The sequence below is a fragment of the Ensifer sp. EB106-05-01-XG146 genome (genome assembly GCF_058791875.1).
In genome coordinates, this window is sequence record NZ_JBYTDX010000002.1 from 781,369 (window position 1) to 795,351 (window position 13,983).

A 13,983-nucleotide genomic window follows, 5' to 3' on the forward strand; every position below is an offset into this window, starting at 1 on the left:
GTCAGCCGATCCTCTTGCGGGTACTGCGGGCGGCGAGCGCGAAGAACACGCTGCCGATCAGGAGCATGGCGGCAATGGACTTGCCGAACATCGGCCAGATGTCGCCAGCCAGAAACACCGTCTGCAGGCTCGGGATCAGATAGCGCGCCGGCACGATAAAGGTGATCCACTGGATGACCGTCGGCATCGAATTGATCTCGAAGAGAAATCCCGAAAGCAGGAAGGCCGGAAGAAACGCCGAAATCAGCGCGAGCTGCGAGGCGAGGAACTGGTTCTTGGTCGCCGCCGAAATCAACAGGCCCTGACCGAGCGCCGGCATCAGGAAAGTCGCTGACAGCGCGTAGAGCGCTGCGACCGAGCCGCGAAAAGGAACGCCGAAGAGGAAGACGGCAAGGAGGACGCAGAGCGTCATCGAGGTGAGCCCGAGAATAAAATAGGGCAGCAGCTTGCCGGCAAGGAGTTCGGCTGCCGAAACCGGCGTCGCCATCATCGCCTCCATCGTGCCGCGCTCCCATTCACGTGCAACGACGAGCGAGGTGAGCAGCGTCCCGACCAGCGTCATGACGATGGCGATCGAGCCCGGCACCAGGAAGTTCCGGCTGGTCAGCTCCGGGTTGAACCAGAAGCGCTGCTCGGCCGAGATCGCCGGCGGCCGGCCGGCGCTGTCGCTCAACCGCTGGCGCTCCCAATTGGCTACGGTCGCCTGCGCATAGTTCTGGACGAAGTTCGCGGTGTTGGGATCGGAGCCGTCGACGAGCACCTGCAAGGCGGGGTGCCGACCGGCCGAGTAGTCGGCCACGAAGCTCTTGGGGATTACAACGATGCCGCGGACCCGGCCAAGCACTAGGTCTTCCTCGAACTCGCGGCGGTCCCGACCGATCGCCACCGTGAAATAACGCGAGGCCTGAAATCCCGCAGCAAGATCGCGCGTCAGCGGGGCCTCTTCTTCGACGACGAGGCCGATGCGGGTCTGCGTCGTGTCGAGCGAAACACCATAGCCGAAGAGAAACAGGAGGATCATCGGCAGCACGAAGGCGATCAGGATGCTGCTCGGGTCGCGAACGATCTGATAGCTTTCCTTGCGCACCAACGCGGCAAAGCGTCTGGCTCTCGTGGCCCGGCCCTCGGTCGTTGCGGCGCGCGCGCTCATGCGGCCTCCTTCTCCTCCGAGCCTTGAACCAGAGCGATGAAGGCATCCTCCATGGTCGGGTCCGGAAGGTCGGGGCTGGCGACCTGCGCCTTCAATTCGTCCGGTGAGCCGAGCGCGATCGACCGGCCGCGATAAATCAGCGAAATGCGGTCGCAATATTCGGCTTCGTCCATGAAGTGGGTGGTGACGAGTACGGTGACGCCCTTTTCGACAAGGCCGTTGATGTGGGTCCAGAATTCGCGCCGGGTGATGGGGTCGACGCCGGAGGTCGGTTCGTCGAGAAACAGCGCTTCCGGTTCGTGCAATACGGCGCAGGCGAGTGCCAGACGCTGCTTGAGGCCGAGCGGCAGATCTTTCGCCGACATGTCGAGCAGGCGGGCGAAGCCGAAGATTTCCGTCATCAACTGGATGCGTTCGCGTTTGCGCGCGCCGGCAAGACCGTAGACGCCCGCAAAGAAGCTGAGGTTCTGGCCGACGCTCAAATCGCCGTAGAGCGAGAATTTTTGCGCCATGTAGCCCAGCCGGTTGCGTGCTTCCGCTGCGTCTCGCCGTAGATCGAAACCGGCGACGCGGCCTTCGCCGGCCGTGGGCTTCAACAGCCCGCACAACATCTTGAAGGTCGTGGATTTGCCGGCGCCGTTCGGGCCTAAGAGCCCGAAGATCTGACCGCGCGGTATGTCGAAGGTGATCGCATCCGCGGCGGTGAAATCGCCGAAGCGTTTCGTCAGTCCGCGCGCTTCGATGACCGGGCGTTCGCCGTCGGTCGGGAAGGGGGTCTGGGTTTCCGCGAGCTTGGAGCGGCCACCGGGACCGCCGCCGAGCATGTCGATGAACGCATCCTCGAAACGCGGCGTGGTCGTCGCCACGCCCGATGCGGACGAATGTCCGTCCGGGGTTGGCGGTTTGGCCCCTGGCTTCATGACCAGGCGGATCGCTTCGCCCTGGATGACCCCGTCGACGACATCGTCGTCGTCGAGATAGCTTGCGAGCTTCTGGCGCCGCCCATGGGTAATGCCGGAAACCTTGAAGACGCGATCGGCGACCCTGGCGGTCAATTCGGCGGGACTGCCCGTGAACAGGAGCTTGCCTTCGTTCAAGAGCAGAACGCTGTCGCAGGCCTCCGCCTCGTCCAGATAGGCCGTGGACCAGACGACGCCGATGCCTTCCTTCGTCAGGTCTTCGACCATCTTCCAGAGATCTCGGCGCGAGATCGGGTCGACGCCGACGCCCGGTTCGTCGAGGAGAAGCAGCCTCGGCTTGCGCAGCAGGGCGCAGGCAAGGCCAAGCTTCTGCTTCATGCCGCCAGAGAGCTTGCCGGCAAGACGGGTGGTGAAACGCTTGAGGTCGGTAAATTCAAGCAGTTCGTCGAAGGTCGCTGCACGCTCGCCAAGCGGCAGGCCGCGAAGATCGGCGTAGAGATTGAGGTTTTCCTGAACGGAAAGGTCCTCATAGAGGCCGAAGCGTTGCGGCATGTAGCCGATGGCCGCCTGGATATCGGCAGCATTCGCCACCGTATCGAAACCGAGAACCTCGACCTCGCCTTCGTCCGGCACCATCAGCCCGGTCATCAGACGGATCAGCGTGGTCTTTCCGGCGCCATCGGGGCCGACGAGCCCGGTGATCCGCCCGCCCAAGATTTCGCCAGCGATATGGTCGAGCGCCGGCGGGGCATCGCCGAAGCGCTTGACCACATCCGCGATGCGAACGAACGGCACCTCGTCGCTCATTGCGCGGCTCCAGCCTTTTCCGGCAGATGCACGGTCACGGGCATGCCCTGCCGGAGATCGGGGCCCGGCTTGTCGACCACGATGCGCAGGCGATAAACGAGATCGGTGCGCAGTTCCGGCGTTTCCACCGACTTGGGCGTGAATTCGGCGACCGGTGAAATGAACCCGACCGTCGCCTTGTAGCGGTGGTCCGGGGCGCTGTCGGACGTGACCTCGACGGCCATGCCGGGATGCACCCGGCCAAGGTCCGGTTCCGCCACATAGGCGCGCACCCAGACGGGTTCGTTCAGCGAGACGACGTAGACGGTGTCGGAAGGCGCGACGATGGCACCAGCCTCGCGCACCCGTGACAGGACCGTGCCGGCGCTCGGCGCGAACAGTTGGGTATCGGCAAGCGAGGTGCGGGCGCTTTCGAGCTTGGCTTCGGCGGCAAGCACCTGCGCCTGGGCGGCTTCAATATCCTCGATCCGGCTTCCCTCTTCGATGAGCGCCAGGGCCTCGCGGGCGGAGGTGGCGCGCGCTGCGGCTGCCGCCCTGTTGGCATTCGCCTCGTCGAGATTGGCCTGGGAGATGGTGCCGTTCGGGCGCAATTGCCGCGCGCGTTCATAAGCGAGATTGGCGTTTTCGAGATCGGCCAGACGTTCCTCATGGGTCGCGCGCGCCTGGGCGATCTCGGTCGGGCGTGCCCCCGCCCTCAGCTTTGCAAGGTTGGCCCTGAGCGCACCGAGATCGGCCTGCGCCGCGGCGACCGCCTGCTCGAACGGGGCGGCGTCCAGCGTCGCCAGAACGTCCCCGGGCTTGACCACGTCTCCTTCGTCGACGCCAAGGCTTGCGATTCGGCCGCTGACGCGGAAGCCGAGTGAAACCTGCCGAATGTCGACATTGCCGTAGAGCACCGAGGTCTGCTCCGTGCCGATCCAGCCGAGCCGCTGCGGCACGTCGAACCACCAGGCACTGGCCGCGGCTCCGGCAAGCAATACAAGGGCTGCTGCCGGCTTGTTCATGACCGGTCCTCCCGCTTGCTTCCAATGGTCGCGACCAGCTCGGCAGCATGTCGGCGCAAGAGGTCGAGCTCGTCAGGACCGACCGCCTGCCATTTCATCTGCCGAAGCACGGCTGCGTGGGCCATGCGGAAGACCAGGATGCTGCCGACGAAGGACAGGGTTTTCAGCCGGACCTGTTCCGATTGAGGAGGCTCGCCAAGGATGGTGGCAACCAGCCTGGCGGCCATGCCGATCATCGGGCCCATGACGTTGGAATAGACGCGCTCAAAGGCTTCCGTCGGCTCCATCTGTTCGCGGATGATGAAGCGCGCCCAGCTTTCGGACTGGCGGCTCACGAAGAGGGCGACCATGTGCTGCGCCAGCTGGGTGAGCATGTCGCGGGCTTCCCGGGGTTCCAACGGCTGGCCTTGGCTGTCGAGGTGGGCAAGGCGAGCAAGAACCGCGTTTCGAAGGTCTGCGACGTGGTCGATGATGATCGAGGCAAGGTGCTCCGCAGCGGCGATATGGAGGCCTTCCTTGCCGCCGAAGTAATAGGGGATTGCCTGGAGGTTCACGCCTGCCGTTTCGGCGAGCATGCGAGTGGTTGCGCCGTCAAAGCCGTAGCGGCCAAAGACGTCGATGGAACTGGTCAGCAGTTTCTCGCGGGTGACATCTCCGCGGTCCTGCTTGGTCGGACGGGGCGAGGTTTCTTTTTTCATGACATACTGAAATTACATCATTCCATTGATTAAGTCAATCGAATGAATTTACGTGACGGATGACGACATGCCTTGCATCGATGAGGTCGTGTTGCAGAATGCAAGTCGCACAAAGGCGCACAGCGGTTTTGCCGTGGCGCTCTATTTTGCGGGCGAGGAACCTCCGGTGAACCTTTTGGCCTAAGCGACGTCGCGCTCTTCGCCCCGTTCGAGGCGGCGCTGAAAGAGGGCGGCGATGAGATCCGATTGGGTGACGACGCCGAGCAGCCGGTTATCCGGATCGACCACGGGCATATGGTGCAGCCCCATGTCGGACATCGGCGGCACGAGTTTGGCGATCATGGTTTCCGGCAGGGCGGATTGCACCTTGCGGGTCATGATGTCGGATACGAGCCGCGGCGTTTTCGGCCCGAAGCCGATAACGTTTCCGAGCCGCTGGCGGATGCCGCCCTGCGGCGTGAGCATCGCGTGTTTCATGAAATCGGTTTGCGTGACGATACCGACGAGGCCGTCCTTTTCAGTCACGACCGGTAGCGCCTTGATGTGATGCTTGATCAGGGTCTGCCAGGCCTGGCGCAAGGTCGTCTCGGGCGTGGCCGTGGCGACGTCGCGCGACATGATCTCGGCGCAGGTGATTTCGCCGGAGCGGCGGTTGAAGGCGCGGATCTGCGCCTGGTGGATCAACGCGTCGAGCTCTTCGGGACTGACGTCGACCACTTCACCATATTGGGCGAGAACGGCCTGCAGGTCTTCGGGGACGATGCCGAGCCTGTGCGTCGGCGCGGGGTCGCTCGTTCCATGCAGCGTCGGCGCCTGCGCAAGATGCGGGTAGCGGCGACCGGTCACGTTGTTGAACGCCAGCGCGATCAAGAGGATGACGACCGAATTGATGGCGACCGGCGACAGGACGAACCAGTAGCCCGCCTCGTGGATCGCCGGGCCACCGAGCACGGCGGTCAGCGCAACCGCCCCGCTCGGCGGATGAAGGCAGCCGAGCAGCAGCATGATGGCGATGGCGAGCCCGACGGCGACTGCGGCTGCGACGACCGGATCCGGGATCAGCAACGCCGCGGTCACGCCGATCAGCGAAGAGATGGTGTTGCCGCCGACGATCGACCAGGGCTGGGCGAGCGGGCTGGCCGGGGCGGCAAAGAGAAGGACGGCCGAGGCGCCCATTGGCGCGATCAGCAGCGGCAGGCTGGCGCCCGCCCCGAGGGCATAGCTGCTGATCAAGCCGGTAAGCAGGATGCCAAGAAGAGCGCCCAAAGACGCACGCAGGCGTTCCAGATGGCTGATCGGAACGAGCGATGGGATGAAACGCTTGATGTACGCGCGGGCCTTCGACATGGAGCCTCTCGGGAGGGGAGGTACGGACTTGGGCACGCCATTAGCACATGGCGCAGCATTGGGCATGAAATCCGCATCCAAAAACCGGCGTTGGATTGAAATATATGCATCGCGCCTAAAAAATGTGCGATGCACACGCGGGCGCGTTGTGTCCCTGTCGTCGGGCTCGTCAGCCCGACAGGGCGGCGGAAAAATCGATCGAGAACCGGGTGCCACGGCCAGGCGTCGTGTCGACCGCGACGGTTGCCTGGTGCAATTCGCTGATGCGCCGCACGATCTTCAGGCCGAGGCCGAGCTGCCCGGAGCTTTTTACATAGCCGAGGTCTTCGTTGTGCTCCGGGAGGTCGATCAGCCCCTTGCCGTCGTCCTCGACACAGACGACCGGGCCGGGGCCACACGTCAGGACGATCCGGGTTCCCGGCGGGTTGTGCTTGACGGCGTTCTCGATGAGGTTGCGCAGCATGTTTTCGACGAGCGCCGGAATGGCGGTTATCTGTGGCGTGCCTTCGTCTACGAATTCGAGGGACTTGTCGTGGTCGAAGACGAAAGGTGCAATCGCCTCCGCAACGGCGGCGCCGATCTGAGACAGGCTGGTGCGCTGGTAGGCGGAGGGATCGACGGCATCGGCGCGCGCGAGCGAGGTCAACTGCTCCAGAATATGGGTGAGTGCGTCCAGGTCGCGCTCCGCATTGCGCGCCCGCGGGTCGTCGATGCGGCTCAGTTCCATCTTGGCGATCGACACCGGCGTGCGGATTTCATGGGCGATCGACGACGAGAACAGCTTTTGCGACTGGATGAGATCGGCAACCCGGGTCAGCATCCGATTGACTGCGGTGACGAGACGGGCGATTTCCTGCGGCATCCGCGTCAACGGCAGGCGCGCATTGCTGTCGCGCGGGTCGAGGGCGTCGGCGGCCTGCGCGGCCATGGCGACCGGCCGCAGGGCGCTGCGCACCGACCAGATCGTCGCGCCGATCACGAGACAGAACATTAGGGTCATCGGCACGATCATCGAATCGAACATCTCGTGCAGCAAGGCGCCGTACATGAAGCCGTTCGGATCGTTGAGGATCGCGAGTTCGACCAGGACGACCAGGCCGCCCCGATCGAAAGTCTGGCCGCCGGCAACGCTGAAAGGTTTGCCCGGCGCGATCAGGCGTTTCCAGAATTGCGGCGCGTCGACGTTGAGCGGCAGGAAGTGTTGGGCACATTCGGCCGTGCAGTTCGAATGGATCATCTCACCGGACGCAGTGCGGATACGCAGGAAAATCGCGCCGTTGTCGTCGGACCGGTCGAGATAGCGTTCGCGCACGTCGCGATTGGGCTCGTAACGCGCCACGCCGTCGCGCACCTGGACATACTCGATCAGGTTTTCGGTTTCCTGCTGCAGCATGAGCACGCTCAGCTTGTCGTCGTCGAACCAGTAGTCGGCGAAGACGACGCCGATCTGGATCGCCATGGCCAACAGCGAGAAGGCGATGATGCGGCGGGCTACGATACCGATCAGGGAAGGGTTTCGGCTCCTCATGGAGCTTGCCTGAGGAGGTAGCCGATGCCGCGCACCGTCTCGATCTGAACGCCGCTATCGAGCGGCTGCAGGCGTTTGCGCACCCTTGAAACAGCCAGTTCCAGGGCATTGGGAGTGACTTCCTGGCCATATTCCGAAAGGGCCGTTTCGAGCTTCCGCTTCGGCACGACGCGACCGACCTCGCGCATCAGGATCTCGATCAACGACCGCTCGCGCGGCGGCAAAGGCACCACCGTGCCGTCGCAGGTGAGGTCGGCGGTTGCCGGGTCGTAGCGCAATGTCCCAGCTTCCAGTACCGGCTGTACGGCCTGGGGATTGCGCCGCAGCATCGCGCGACAGCGCGACAGCAGCTCGCGATGGTGGAACGGTTTTACGAGATAGTCGTCGGCCCCGGCGTCGAGCCCGGCGATGCGCTCGTCGACAGAGCCCTTGGCCGTGATGATCAGCACCGGCAGCCCGGGATACTCCAGGCGGACGCGGCGAAGCAGCGACAGGCCGTCGCCATCGGGCAGCCCGAGGTCAAGCAGCACCAGGTCATGCTCGCGCGCCGCGATCGCCGTTTCGGCATCGGCCACGCTTGAAACCGCATCGAGGCGCCAGCCCGCATCCCGCATGGTTTCACCGACCAGTTCAACCAGTCGCGGACTGTCTTCGACCAGGAGCAGGCGCATTGATTCGTCTCGATATTACAGGGCCACCGCCGACCATATGGGCTTTCGCCGGGACTGCCAACTGCCTGCGCGACACCTACCAGCGCGCGTATCGGCGCAACAATGAGCAATCTTGACGGGGTTTGGACAGCTTGTCCGTCGTATCTCAACGGCTGAGGGGGAGGCTGCAACCTAGCAGGTGGCCGCCACGCGGCCTCCATCTCGATTGAATGCCCGTGCCTGCAACGCCCTTCCCAGGCGCTCTTGCAGTCACCGCAGGAGACTACAGTTTTGAGATTTTCAGGTATTCGCCGCCCCGAAATCGGCAGTATTGCGCTCAGCGCTCTTGTCAGTGCCTATCTGCTCCTTGCCACCAACAAATCCTTCTGGACACACACGGTCGCCTATTTCGACGATTCCCTCACGGCGCGTCTGTCTTTCAGCGCGGCTCTGTGTCTGCTGACCTTCGCAGGCCTGACGCTGGCCTCCGTCAAATATGTGATGAAGCCGGTGATGATCTTCCTGATCATGGTATCGGCCGCCGCCTCCTACTTCATCGATACTTTCGGCGTCATCATCGACAAGGACATGATCGGCAACGCGGCGGTGACGACGCAGGCCGAAGCCAGCCACCTCCTGACCGGCAGTCTGGCGACGCATCTGCTGCTTTACGGGGTACTTCCGTCGCTGCTGGTGATCTGGTTCAAGCTCCGCTACCGGCCCTTCCTGTCGAATGCTGCGGTCAACCTGGCGGTGATCATTCCCTGCCTCCTCGTCAGCGGGGGTCTGGTCTACGCGAACTTTGCAAACGTCGCCTACGTGATCCGCGAACACAAGGACCTGATGAAGCGGTTCAACCCGACGGGGCCGGTTTCGGCTGCCGTGCGATATGCATCCTCGACCTATAAGCAGCGCAACATCGTCGTGCAGCCACTCGCAACCGATGCCCGACAGGGTGCGCGGATTGAAGCTGCCGGCAAGCCCGTGGTTGTCGTCGTCGTTGCCGGCGAAACCGCGCGCGCGATGAACTTCTCGCTGAACGGCTATGGGCGCGAGACCAATCCGGAACTCAAGGCTCTGGGCGTCGTCAACTACACCGACACCACGAGCTGCGGCACGGCGACGGCAACGTCGCTCCCCTGCATGTTCTCCGTCTACCCGCGTGATGAGTACAGCGACTGGAAGGCTCGCTCGACGGAAAACCTCATGAACGTGCTGACGCGCGCCGGAGTTTCGACCACCTGGTGGGACAACAACACCGGAAGCAAGGGCATTGCCGACCTCATCAACTTCGCCAGCATGACCGACCAGAAGAACAGCCCGCTCTGCAAAAACGGGGAATGCCTGGACGAGATCTTCCTCGGCGAGCTCGACAAGAAGCTCTCGGCGACCAAGAAGAACAGCGTGATCGTACTCCACCAACTCGGCAGCCACGGACCGTCCTATTACCTGCGCTATCCCGAGAAGTTCCGGCGTTTCACGCCCGATTGCCGCACGCCCGAACTGATGAAGTGTTCGGTTGAAGAAATCACGAACGCCTATGACAACACGATCCTCTACACCGACTACGTGGTGGCGAGTGTCGCCCGGTTGCTGGAAAAGCATCAGGACCAGATCGCGGGCGCGATGATCTATATGTCCGATCACGGCGAGTCGCTCGGCGAGAACGGCATCTATCTGCACGGCGCGCCCTATGCCATCGCCCCGCGCGAACAGACGCAGGTGCCGTTTATTGCGTGGTTCTCGAAGCCCTACCAGGCGGCAATGGGTGTCGATACGGCGTGCCTCGCCAAGGATACGGCGCAGCCGAAATCCCACGACAACCTGTTTCATACCGTGCTCGGCATGATGAATGTCGAGACCACGGTCTACAAGCCGGGCCTTGATGCCTTTGCGAGCTGCACGAAGAAGCCGGGCGGCGGGGCGGCGTTCCAGGCCGCGGATACGACCAACGACTTGCCGGCAAGCCCCGTGCGTTCCTCAGGGTTTCCAGGCGCCCTTTAACGGCCCGTAAATTTGCCCACGGTCGGAACAAAACCCGGCCTCGACGCTTCCTTGAAAACACACCCCGATTTCGTTCCCGCCACGGCCGAGGCGGCCAACGCGGCCTCGGCCCTTCGGGACAGCCCAAGGAAGGAGAGGTCCGATGCGCATCGTCGGCCTGCAGGTCACTGCCGAAAGAGCCGGTCGCTCAGGGTTCACCGTCGAATTCATAGGCGACGGCGATGAGGTGGTGACAGTGATGTGTCCCCAGGACAAGGCCGGATCCCTTAACCGGCTGAACGCGATCGCGAAGGCAAAGGAAATTCTGCATGCGGCCATTGCGGCCGACGAAACGGTCGCGGCCGCCGGCGACCAGGCAGGGGTGCGTCGCGGCACCCTGCCGAACGCGCGCCGGGCGCATGATCGCGATGCGATGGAAGAGCAACTCGACGAAGGACTCGAGGATACTTTTCCGGCAAGCGACCCGGTGTCGATCGCCAGCTCGACCATCGCCAAGGGTCATTCCCGACGCTGACATCAGGACGGCACAATAGTGGCTCCCAAGTGCGGGCATCTCGCCCGTGGCTCCTTACACGGCGGCCCTCATTCTTAATTGTCGCACGGGTCCGCGTCGCGGCCGCCGCATCTTGCATCCTTTCCGCAAAAGGCATGTTATAGCGCCTTGATCTGGCGATATTTTCGGCCTCGAACCGGCCGGCGCCCGCTATCGGAATTTGGAGAGTGAATGCATGGCCGTCCGGCATCTGACGTTCGCCGTCGGCGATATTCACGGCTGCCTCGACCAGCTGCGCGCGCTGCTGGATGAAATCGAAGACTATGCGCCAACGGGGCGGGTGATCTTTCTCGGCGACCTGATCGACCGGGGGCCGGACAGCCGCGCCGTCATTGAACTGATCATGGCTGGTCCGACGAAGCCCGGCTGGACCTGGCTGACCCTCAAGGGCAACCACGAGGAAATGCTTTGGGGTGCCAGCAGTGGTGAAAGCGATGTCGACTGGTGGCTGGTCAACGGTGGCCGCGAGACGCTGATCTCCTATGACGGCACGGTTCCCGGGCGGCACCTGAAATGGATCAAGGAGCTGCCGACGATCCTGGTCGAGCGCTTTCGCATTTTCGTTCATGCGGGCGTCGACGACACGCGGCCGCTGGAACAGCAGGACGACGGGGTTTTCCTCTGGATCCGGCCGCCCGACGACTATTCCGGCGAGTACTGGGGCCGGCACCTTTGTCATGGCCACACGCCGAGCACGGCCAATCCGCGCACGGTCGGAAACCGCACCAATGTCGATTCCGGCGCGGTGTTCAGCGGCATCCTCTCCTGCGCCATCTTCGACGACGATCAGGCGGGTGGGCCGATCGACTTCCTGACGGCGAGCAAGGCTGCCTGGCGCGTCGAGTGAGCGTTGGCATCGGGGGCGTAAATGGCATTGTGCGGGCGGCTCTCCGGTAGTAGGTGTGGCTTCTCCGCTGGGCGAAGCCTTTGCCGCCCGTCTCATCATCTCAGGGGATTGCCTTGGACGCCGCGCCTTCATCCGTTTTCACGAAGAATTTTGCTGCCCTCCTGTTCGATATGGATGGCACGTTGCTGAACTCCATGGCCGTGGTCGAGCGTGTCTGGGGCGCATGGGCGGAGCGCAATGGTCTCGACCCAGTCGAGTTTACCAAAACCGTACATGGAGTGCGCGCCGTCGATACGATCCGCAATCTCGAGCTGCCGGACATCGATCCGGAGAAGGAAGCCTACGACCTGGCGCTGGCCGAGATCGCCGACGTTGAAGGTATTGTCGAGATCCCCGGTGCGGTTGATTTCCTGAATTCTCTGCCGCCGGAAAGGTGGGCGATCGTGACGTCCGCGCCGCTGGATCTCGCCGTGCGCCGTCTCGCGGCCGCCGGCATTCCGATGCCCCAACTGATGATCACCGGTGAGGATGTTTCCATCGGCAAGCCCGATCCACAGGGCTACCGGATGGCGGCCGAGCGGCTGGGCGTGCGTGCGGAGGATTGCCTGGTGTTCGAGGACGCGCCGGCCGGAATTCTGGCCGGGCTCGCAGCCGGGGCCGATGTCGTCGTCGTCACCGGTGCGCATGCGGCCGCCGAGGGAACGCCGCACATGACGCTTGCCCGCTACCACGACATCGCGGTGGAGCGCGCAACAGACGGCACGGTATCACTGCGCCGGACCGCTTGAAAACCCGTCGATGAGAACGGGAGGCCGCGTGCGGACCTCCCGTCATTCGCGTCGCTGGTTTAGGCGTTGAGCCAGCATTTCGTCAGCGCGTGCCCGCCCATCAGTTCGCCGTTCGGATCGTCGATCCAACCGCCGACCTTGTCGTTGGTCGCGTCGATATAGTTGTTGAACATCGGTACGATGACGCCGCCTTCGTCGCGCAGCATCATCGCCGCCTGATGATAAAGTGCCTTGCGCTTGGCGTTGTCGAGTTCACCACGCGCCGCAAAGATCAGCTTGTCGAAGTCCTCCCGGAGGAAGCGGGTGTCGTTCCACTCGGCCTTGGAGAGATAGGCGATCGAATAGACCTGGTCCTGCGTCGGCCGGCCGGTCCAATAGGACATGCTGAAGGGCTGCTTGTTCCAGACGTCCGACCAGTAGCCGTCGCCCGGTTCGCGCTTCAGGTCGATGGTGATCCCGCATTTGGCGGCGCTCATCTGGAAGAGTTGTGCCGCATCGACAGCGCCGGGAAAGGCGACATCGGAGGTCCGAAGCAGAACCGAGCCGCTGTGCCCGGATTTCTTGTAGTGGAACTTCGCCTTGTCCGGATCGAAGACGCGCTGCTCGATATCGTTGTCGAACAGCGGATAGCCCTTGATCATCGGCGTGTCGTTGCCGACGGTGCCATAGCCGGCGAGCACCTTTGCCACCATCTCCTCGCGGTCGACGGCATATTTCAGCGCCAGGCGCAGGTCGTTGTTGTCGAAGGGCGCCGTGTTGCAATGGGCGATGAAGACATAGTGACCCTTGCCCGGCACATTCCGTATGACGACGCCGGGAAGGCGACTGATCAGGGCGACCACCTTGGGCTCGATGCGGTTGATCATGTGGATCTGGCCGCTCTGGAGGGCCGCGGTTCGAGCGGTCGAGTCATTGATGACAGCGATTTCGATCTGATCGGCATGGCCGCGCTCGGCCGAGCCCCAATAACCTTCGTGCCGCTCTGCGATATGTTTGACGCCCGGCTCGTTGGACACGACCTTGTAGGGGCCGGTGCCGATGCCCGCCGTCGGGTCGTCCTTGCCGCCGTTCGGCTGGATCATCAGGTGGTAATCGCTGACGATATAGGGCAGGTCGGCATTGGGCGCGCGCAGCGCGATGACCACGCTGTCGCCATCGACTTTGATCGTCTCAAAGTCCTGAACGAAGGGCAGGGCCGCAGACTTGGAGTCCGCGTCGCCATGACGCTCGAACGTCGCCACCACGTCGGCCGGGGTCAGCTCCTTGCCGTTGTGGAAGGTCACGTCCTTGCGGATCTTGAAGCGCCAGGTCTTGGCGTCCGGCGTCGCCTCGTAGGCTTCCGCAAGCCGGTACTCGATCTCGCCCGTCGGCGAGACTTCGACGAGCTGTTCGCCCCAGCAGCGCCCGAGCGTGTAGGGGACCTGACTTGCCCAGGTTGCCGGGTCCAGGCTGTTCGTCGATTCCCCGCCGACGAGGCCCGCCTTGAGTGTTCCGCCCTTGACCGGCCCTGCGGCGCGGGCCGCTTGGCCAAGCAGCAGGTTCGCCGAGGCGGCGGTTATCCCGAGTGCCGCGGCGCGTCCGAGAAACTCCCGTCGCGACAGCCGGCCCGCGGCAACCTGCTTGCTCATGAATTCCAGTTCAATTGGCATGTCTTACTCCCTCTCTTGCAAGACCCACCCGGTGTAAC

Annotated in this window: 12 protein-coding genes; 4 read left to right on the forward strand and 8 right to left on the reverse strand. The window is 63.5% G+C overall.

All coding sequences use genetic code 11. From position 1 onward, the window contains the following. Position 1: 1 nt before the first annotated feature. The 7 genes from AC3WVQ_RS23635 to AC3WVQ_RS23665 all read right to left on the reverse strand — a co-directional run bounded on the left by AC3WVQ_RS23635 (position 2) and on the right by AC3WVQ_RS23665 (position 8,125). Positions 2 to 1,150 carry an ABC transporter permease gene (locus AC3WVQ_RS23635; RefSeq protein WP_060601389.1) on the reverse strand — a complete coding sequence of 383 codons (1,149 nt, stop codon included), beginning with the start codon at positions 1,148 to 1,150 and terminating at the stop codon, positions 2 to 4. After that, positions 1,147 to 2,877, reverse strand: coding sequence for an ATP-binding cassette domain-containing protein (locus AC3WVQ_RS23640; RefSeq protein WP_492383032.1), 1,731 nt, complete (start codon positions 2,875 to 2,877; stop codon positions 1,147 to 1,149). The genes AC3WVQ_RS23635 and AC3WVQ_RS23640 overlap by 4 nt, the downstream gene beginning before the upstream one ends. Then, positions 2,874 to 3,881: a secretion protein HlyD gene (gene hlyD / locus AC3WVQ_RS23645; RefSeq protein WP_134886968.1), complete on the reverse strand. Its 1,008-nt coding sequence runs from the start codon at positions 3,879 to 3,881 to the stop codon at positions 2,874 to 2,876. The genes AC3WVQ_RS23640 and hlyD overlap by 4 nt, the downstream gene beginning before the upstream one ends. Then, positions 3,878 to 4,579, reverse strand: a complete 702-nt coding sequence (locus tag AC3WVQ_RS23650; RefSeq protein WP_492383033.1) for a CerR family C-terminal domain-containing protein — start codon at positions 4,577 to 4,579, stop codon at positions 3,878 to 3,880. Before AC3WVQ_RS23650 ends, hlyD begins: the two co-directional genes overlap by 4 nt. 180 nt (positions 4,580 to 4,759) lie before the next feature. Continuing rightward, positions 4,760 to 5,926: an HPP family protein gene (locus tag AC3WVQ_RS23655; RefSeq protein WP_034799628.1), complete on the reverse strand. Its 1,167-nt coding sequence runs from the start codon at positions 5,924 to 5,926 to the stop codon at positions 4,760 to 4,762. A 169-nt stretch (positions 5,927 to 6,095) separates the two neighbouring features. Further along, the gene (locus tag AC3WVQ_RS23660) at positions 6,096 to 7,454 is read right to left on the reverse strand and encodes a sensor histidine kinase (protein WP_112772166.1); all 1,359 of its coding nucleotides are present in this window, start codon (positions 7,452 to 7,454) and stop codon (positions 6,096 to 6,098) included. Further along, on the reverse strand, positions 7,451 to 8,125 hold the full coding sequence (locus AC3WVQ_RS23665) for a response regulator transcription factor (protein ID WP_034799630.1): 675 nt from the start codon (positions 8,123 to 8,125) through the stop codon (positions 7,451 to 7,453). The genes AC3WVQ_RS23660 and AC3WVQ_RS23665 overlap by 4 nt, the downstream gene beginning before the upstream one ends. Before the next feature lie 270 nt (positions 8,126 to 8,395). On the opposite strand from AC3WVQ_RS23665, the gene AC3WVQ_RS23670 reads away from it, so the two are divergent. The 4 genes from AC3WVQ_RS23670 (at position 8,396) to AC3WVQ_RS23685 (ending at position 12,296) form a co-directional block, all read left to right on the forward strand. Then, positions 8,396 to 10,108 carry a phosphoethanolamine transferase gene (locus tag AC3WVQ_RS23670; RefSeq protein ID WP_492383034.1) on the forward strand — a complete coding sequence of 571 codons (1,713 nt, stop codon included), beginning with the start codon at positions 8,396 to 8,398 and terminating at the stop codon, positions 10,106 to 10,108. A 142-nt stretch (positions 10,109 to 10,250) separates the two neighbouring features. Then, positions 10,251 to 10,622, forward strand: coding sequence for a hypothetical protein (locus AC3WVQ_RS23675; protein WP_034799632.1), 372 nt, complete (start codon positions 10,251 to 10,253; stop codon positions 10,620 to 10,622). Between the two features lie 214 nt (positions 10,623 to 10,836). Beyond that, positions 10,837 to 11,508 (forward strand): metallophosphoesterase family protein, encoded by a 672-nt coding sequence (locus AC3WVQ_RS23680; RefSeq protein ID WP_034799633.1) that lies wholly within the window; start codon positions 10,837 to 10,839, stop codon positions 11,506 to 11,508. Positions 11,509 to 11,621: 113 nt separating this feature from the next. Next, a complete protein-coding gene (locus tag AC3WVQ_RS23685) occupies positions 11,622 to 12,296 on the forward strand; it encodes an HAD family hydrolase (RefSeq protein ID WP_034799634.1) in 675 nt (224 codons plus the stop codon). Between the two features lie 59 nt (positions 12,297 to 12,355). Here AC3WVQ_RS23685 and AC3WVQ_RS23690 read toward each other — a convergent pair whose 3' ends face one another. Continuing rightward, on the reverse strand, positions 12,356 to 13,945 hold the full coding sequence (locus tag AC3WVQ_RS23690; RefSeq protein ID WP_492383035.1) for an ABC transporter substrate-binding protein: 1,590 nt from the start codon (positions 13,943 to 13,945) through the stop codon (positions 12,356 to 12,358). Positions 13,946 to 13,983: the final 38 nt, after the last annotated feature.

Excerpts from the sequence above, each read along its gene's own strand:
- AC3WVQ_RS23635 (WP_060601389.1), bottom strand. The coding sequence starts at position 1,150 with ATGAGCGCGCGCGCCGCAACGACCGAGGGCCGGGCCACGAGAGCCAGA.
- AC3WVQ_RS23640 (WP_492383032.1), bottom strand. The coding sequence starts at position 2,877 with ATGAGCGACGAGGTGCCGTTCGTTCGCATCGCGGATGTGGTCAAGCGC.
- hlyD (WP_134886968.1), bottom strand. The coding sequence starts at position 3,881 with ATGAACAAGCCGGCAGCAGCCCTTGTATTGCTTGCCGGAGCCGCGGCC.
- AC3WVQ_RS23650 (WP_492383033.1), bottom strand. The coding sequence starts at position 4,579 with ATGAAAAAAGAAACCTCGCCCCGTCCGACCAAGCAGGACCGCGGAGAT.
- AC3WVQ_RS23655 (WP_034799628.1), bottom strand. The coding sequence starts at position 5,926 with ATGTCGAAGGCCCGCGCGTACATCAAGCGTTTCATCCCATCGCTCGTT.
- AC3WVQ_RS23660 (WP_112772166.1), bottom strand. The coding sequence starts at position 7,454 with ATGAGGAGCCGAAACCCTTCCCTGATCGGTATCGTAGCCCGCCGCATC.
- AC3WVQ_RS23665 (WP_034799630.1), bottom strand. The coding sequence starts at position 8,125 with ATGCGCCTGCTCCTGGTCGAAGACAGTCCGCGACTGGTTGAACTGGTC.
- AC3WVQ_RS23675 (WP_034799632.1), top strand. The coding sequence starts at position 10,251 with ATGCGCATCGTCGGCCTGCAGGTCACTGCCGAAAGAGCCGGTCGCTCA.
- AC3WVQ_RS23680 (WP_034799633.1), top strand. The coding sequence starts at position 10,837 with ATGGCCGTCCGGCATCTGACGTTCGCCGTCGGCGATATTCACGGCTGC.
- AC3WVQ_RS23690 (WP_492383035.1), bottom strand. The coding sequence starts at position 13,945 with ATGCCAATTGAACTGGAATTCATGAGCAAGCAGGTTGCCGCGGGCCGG.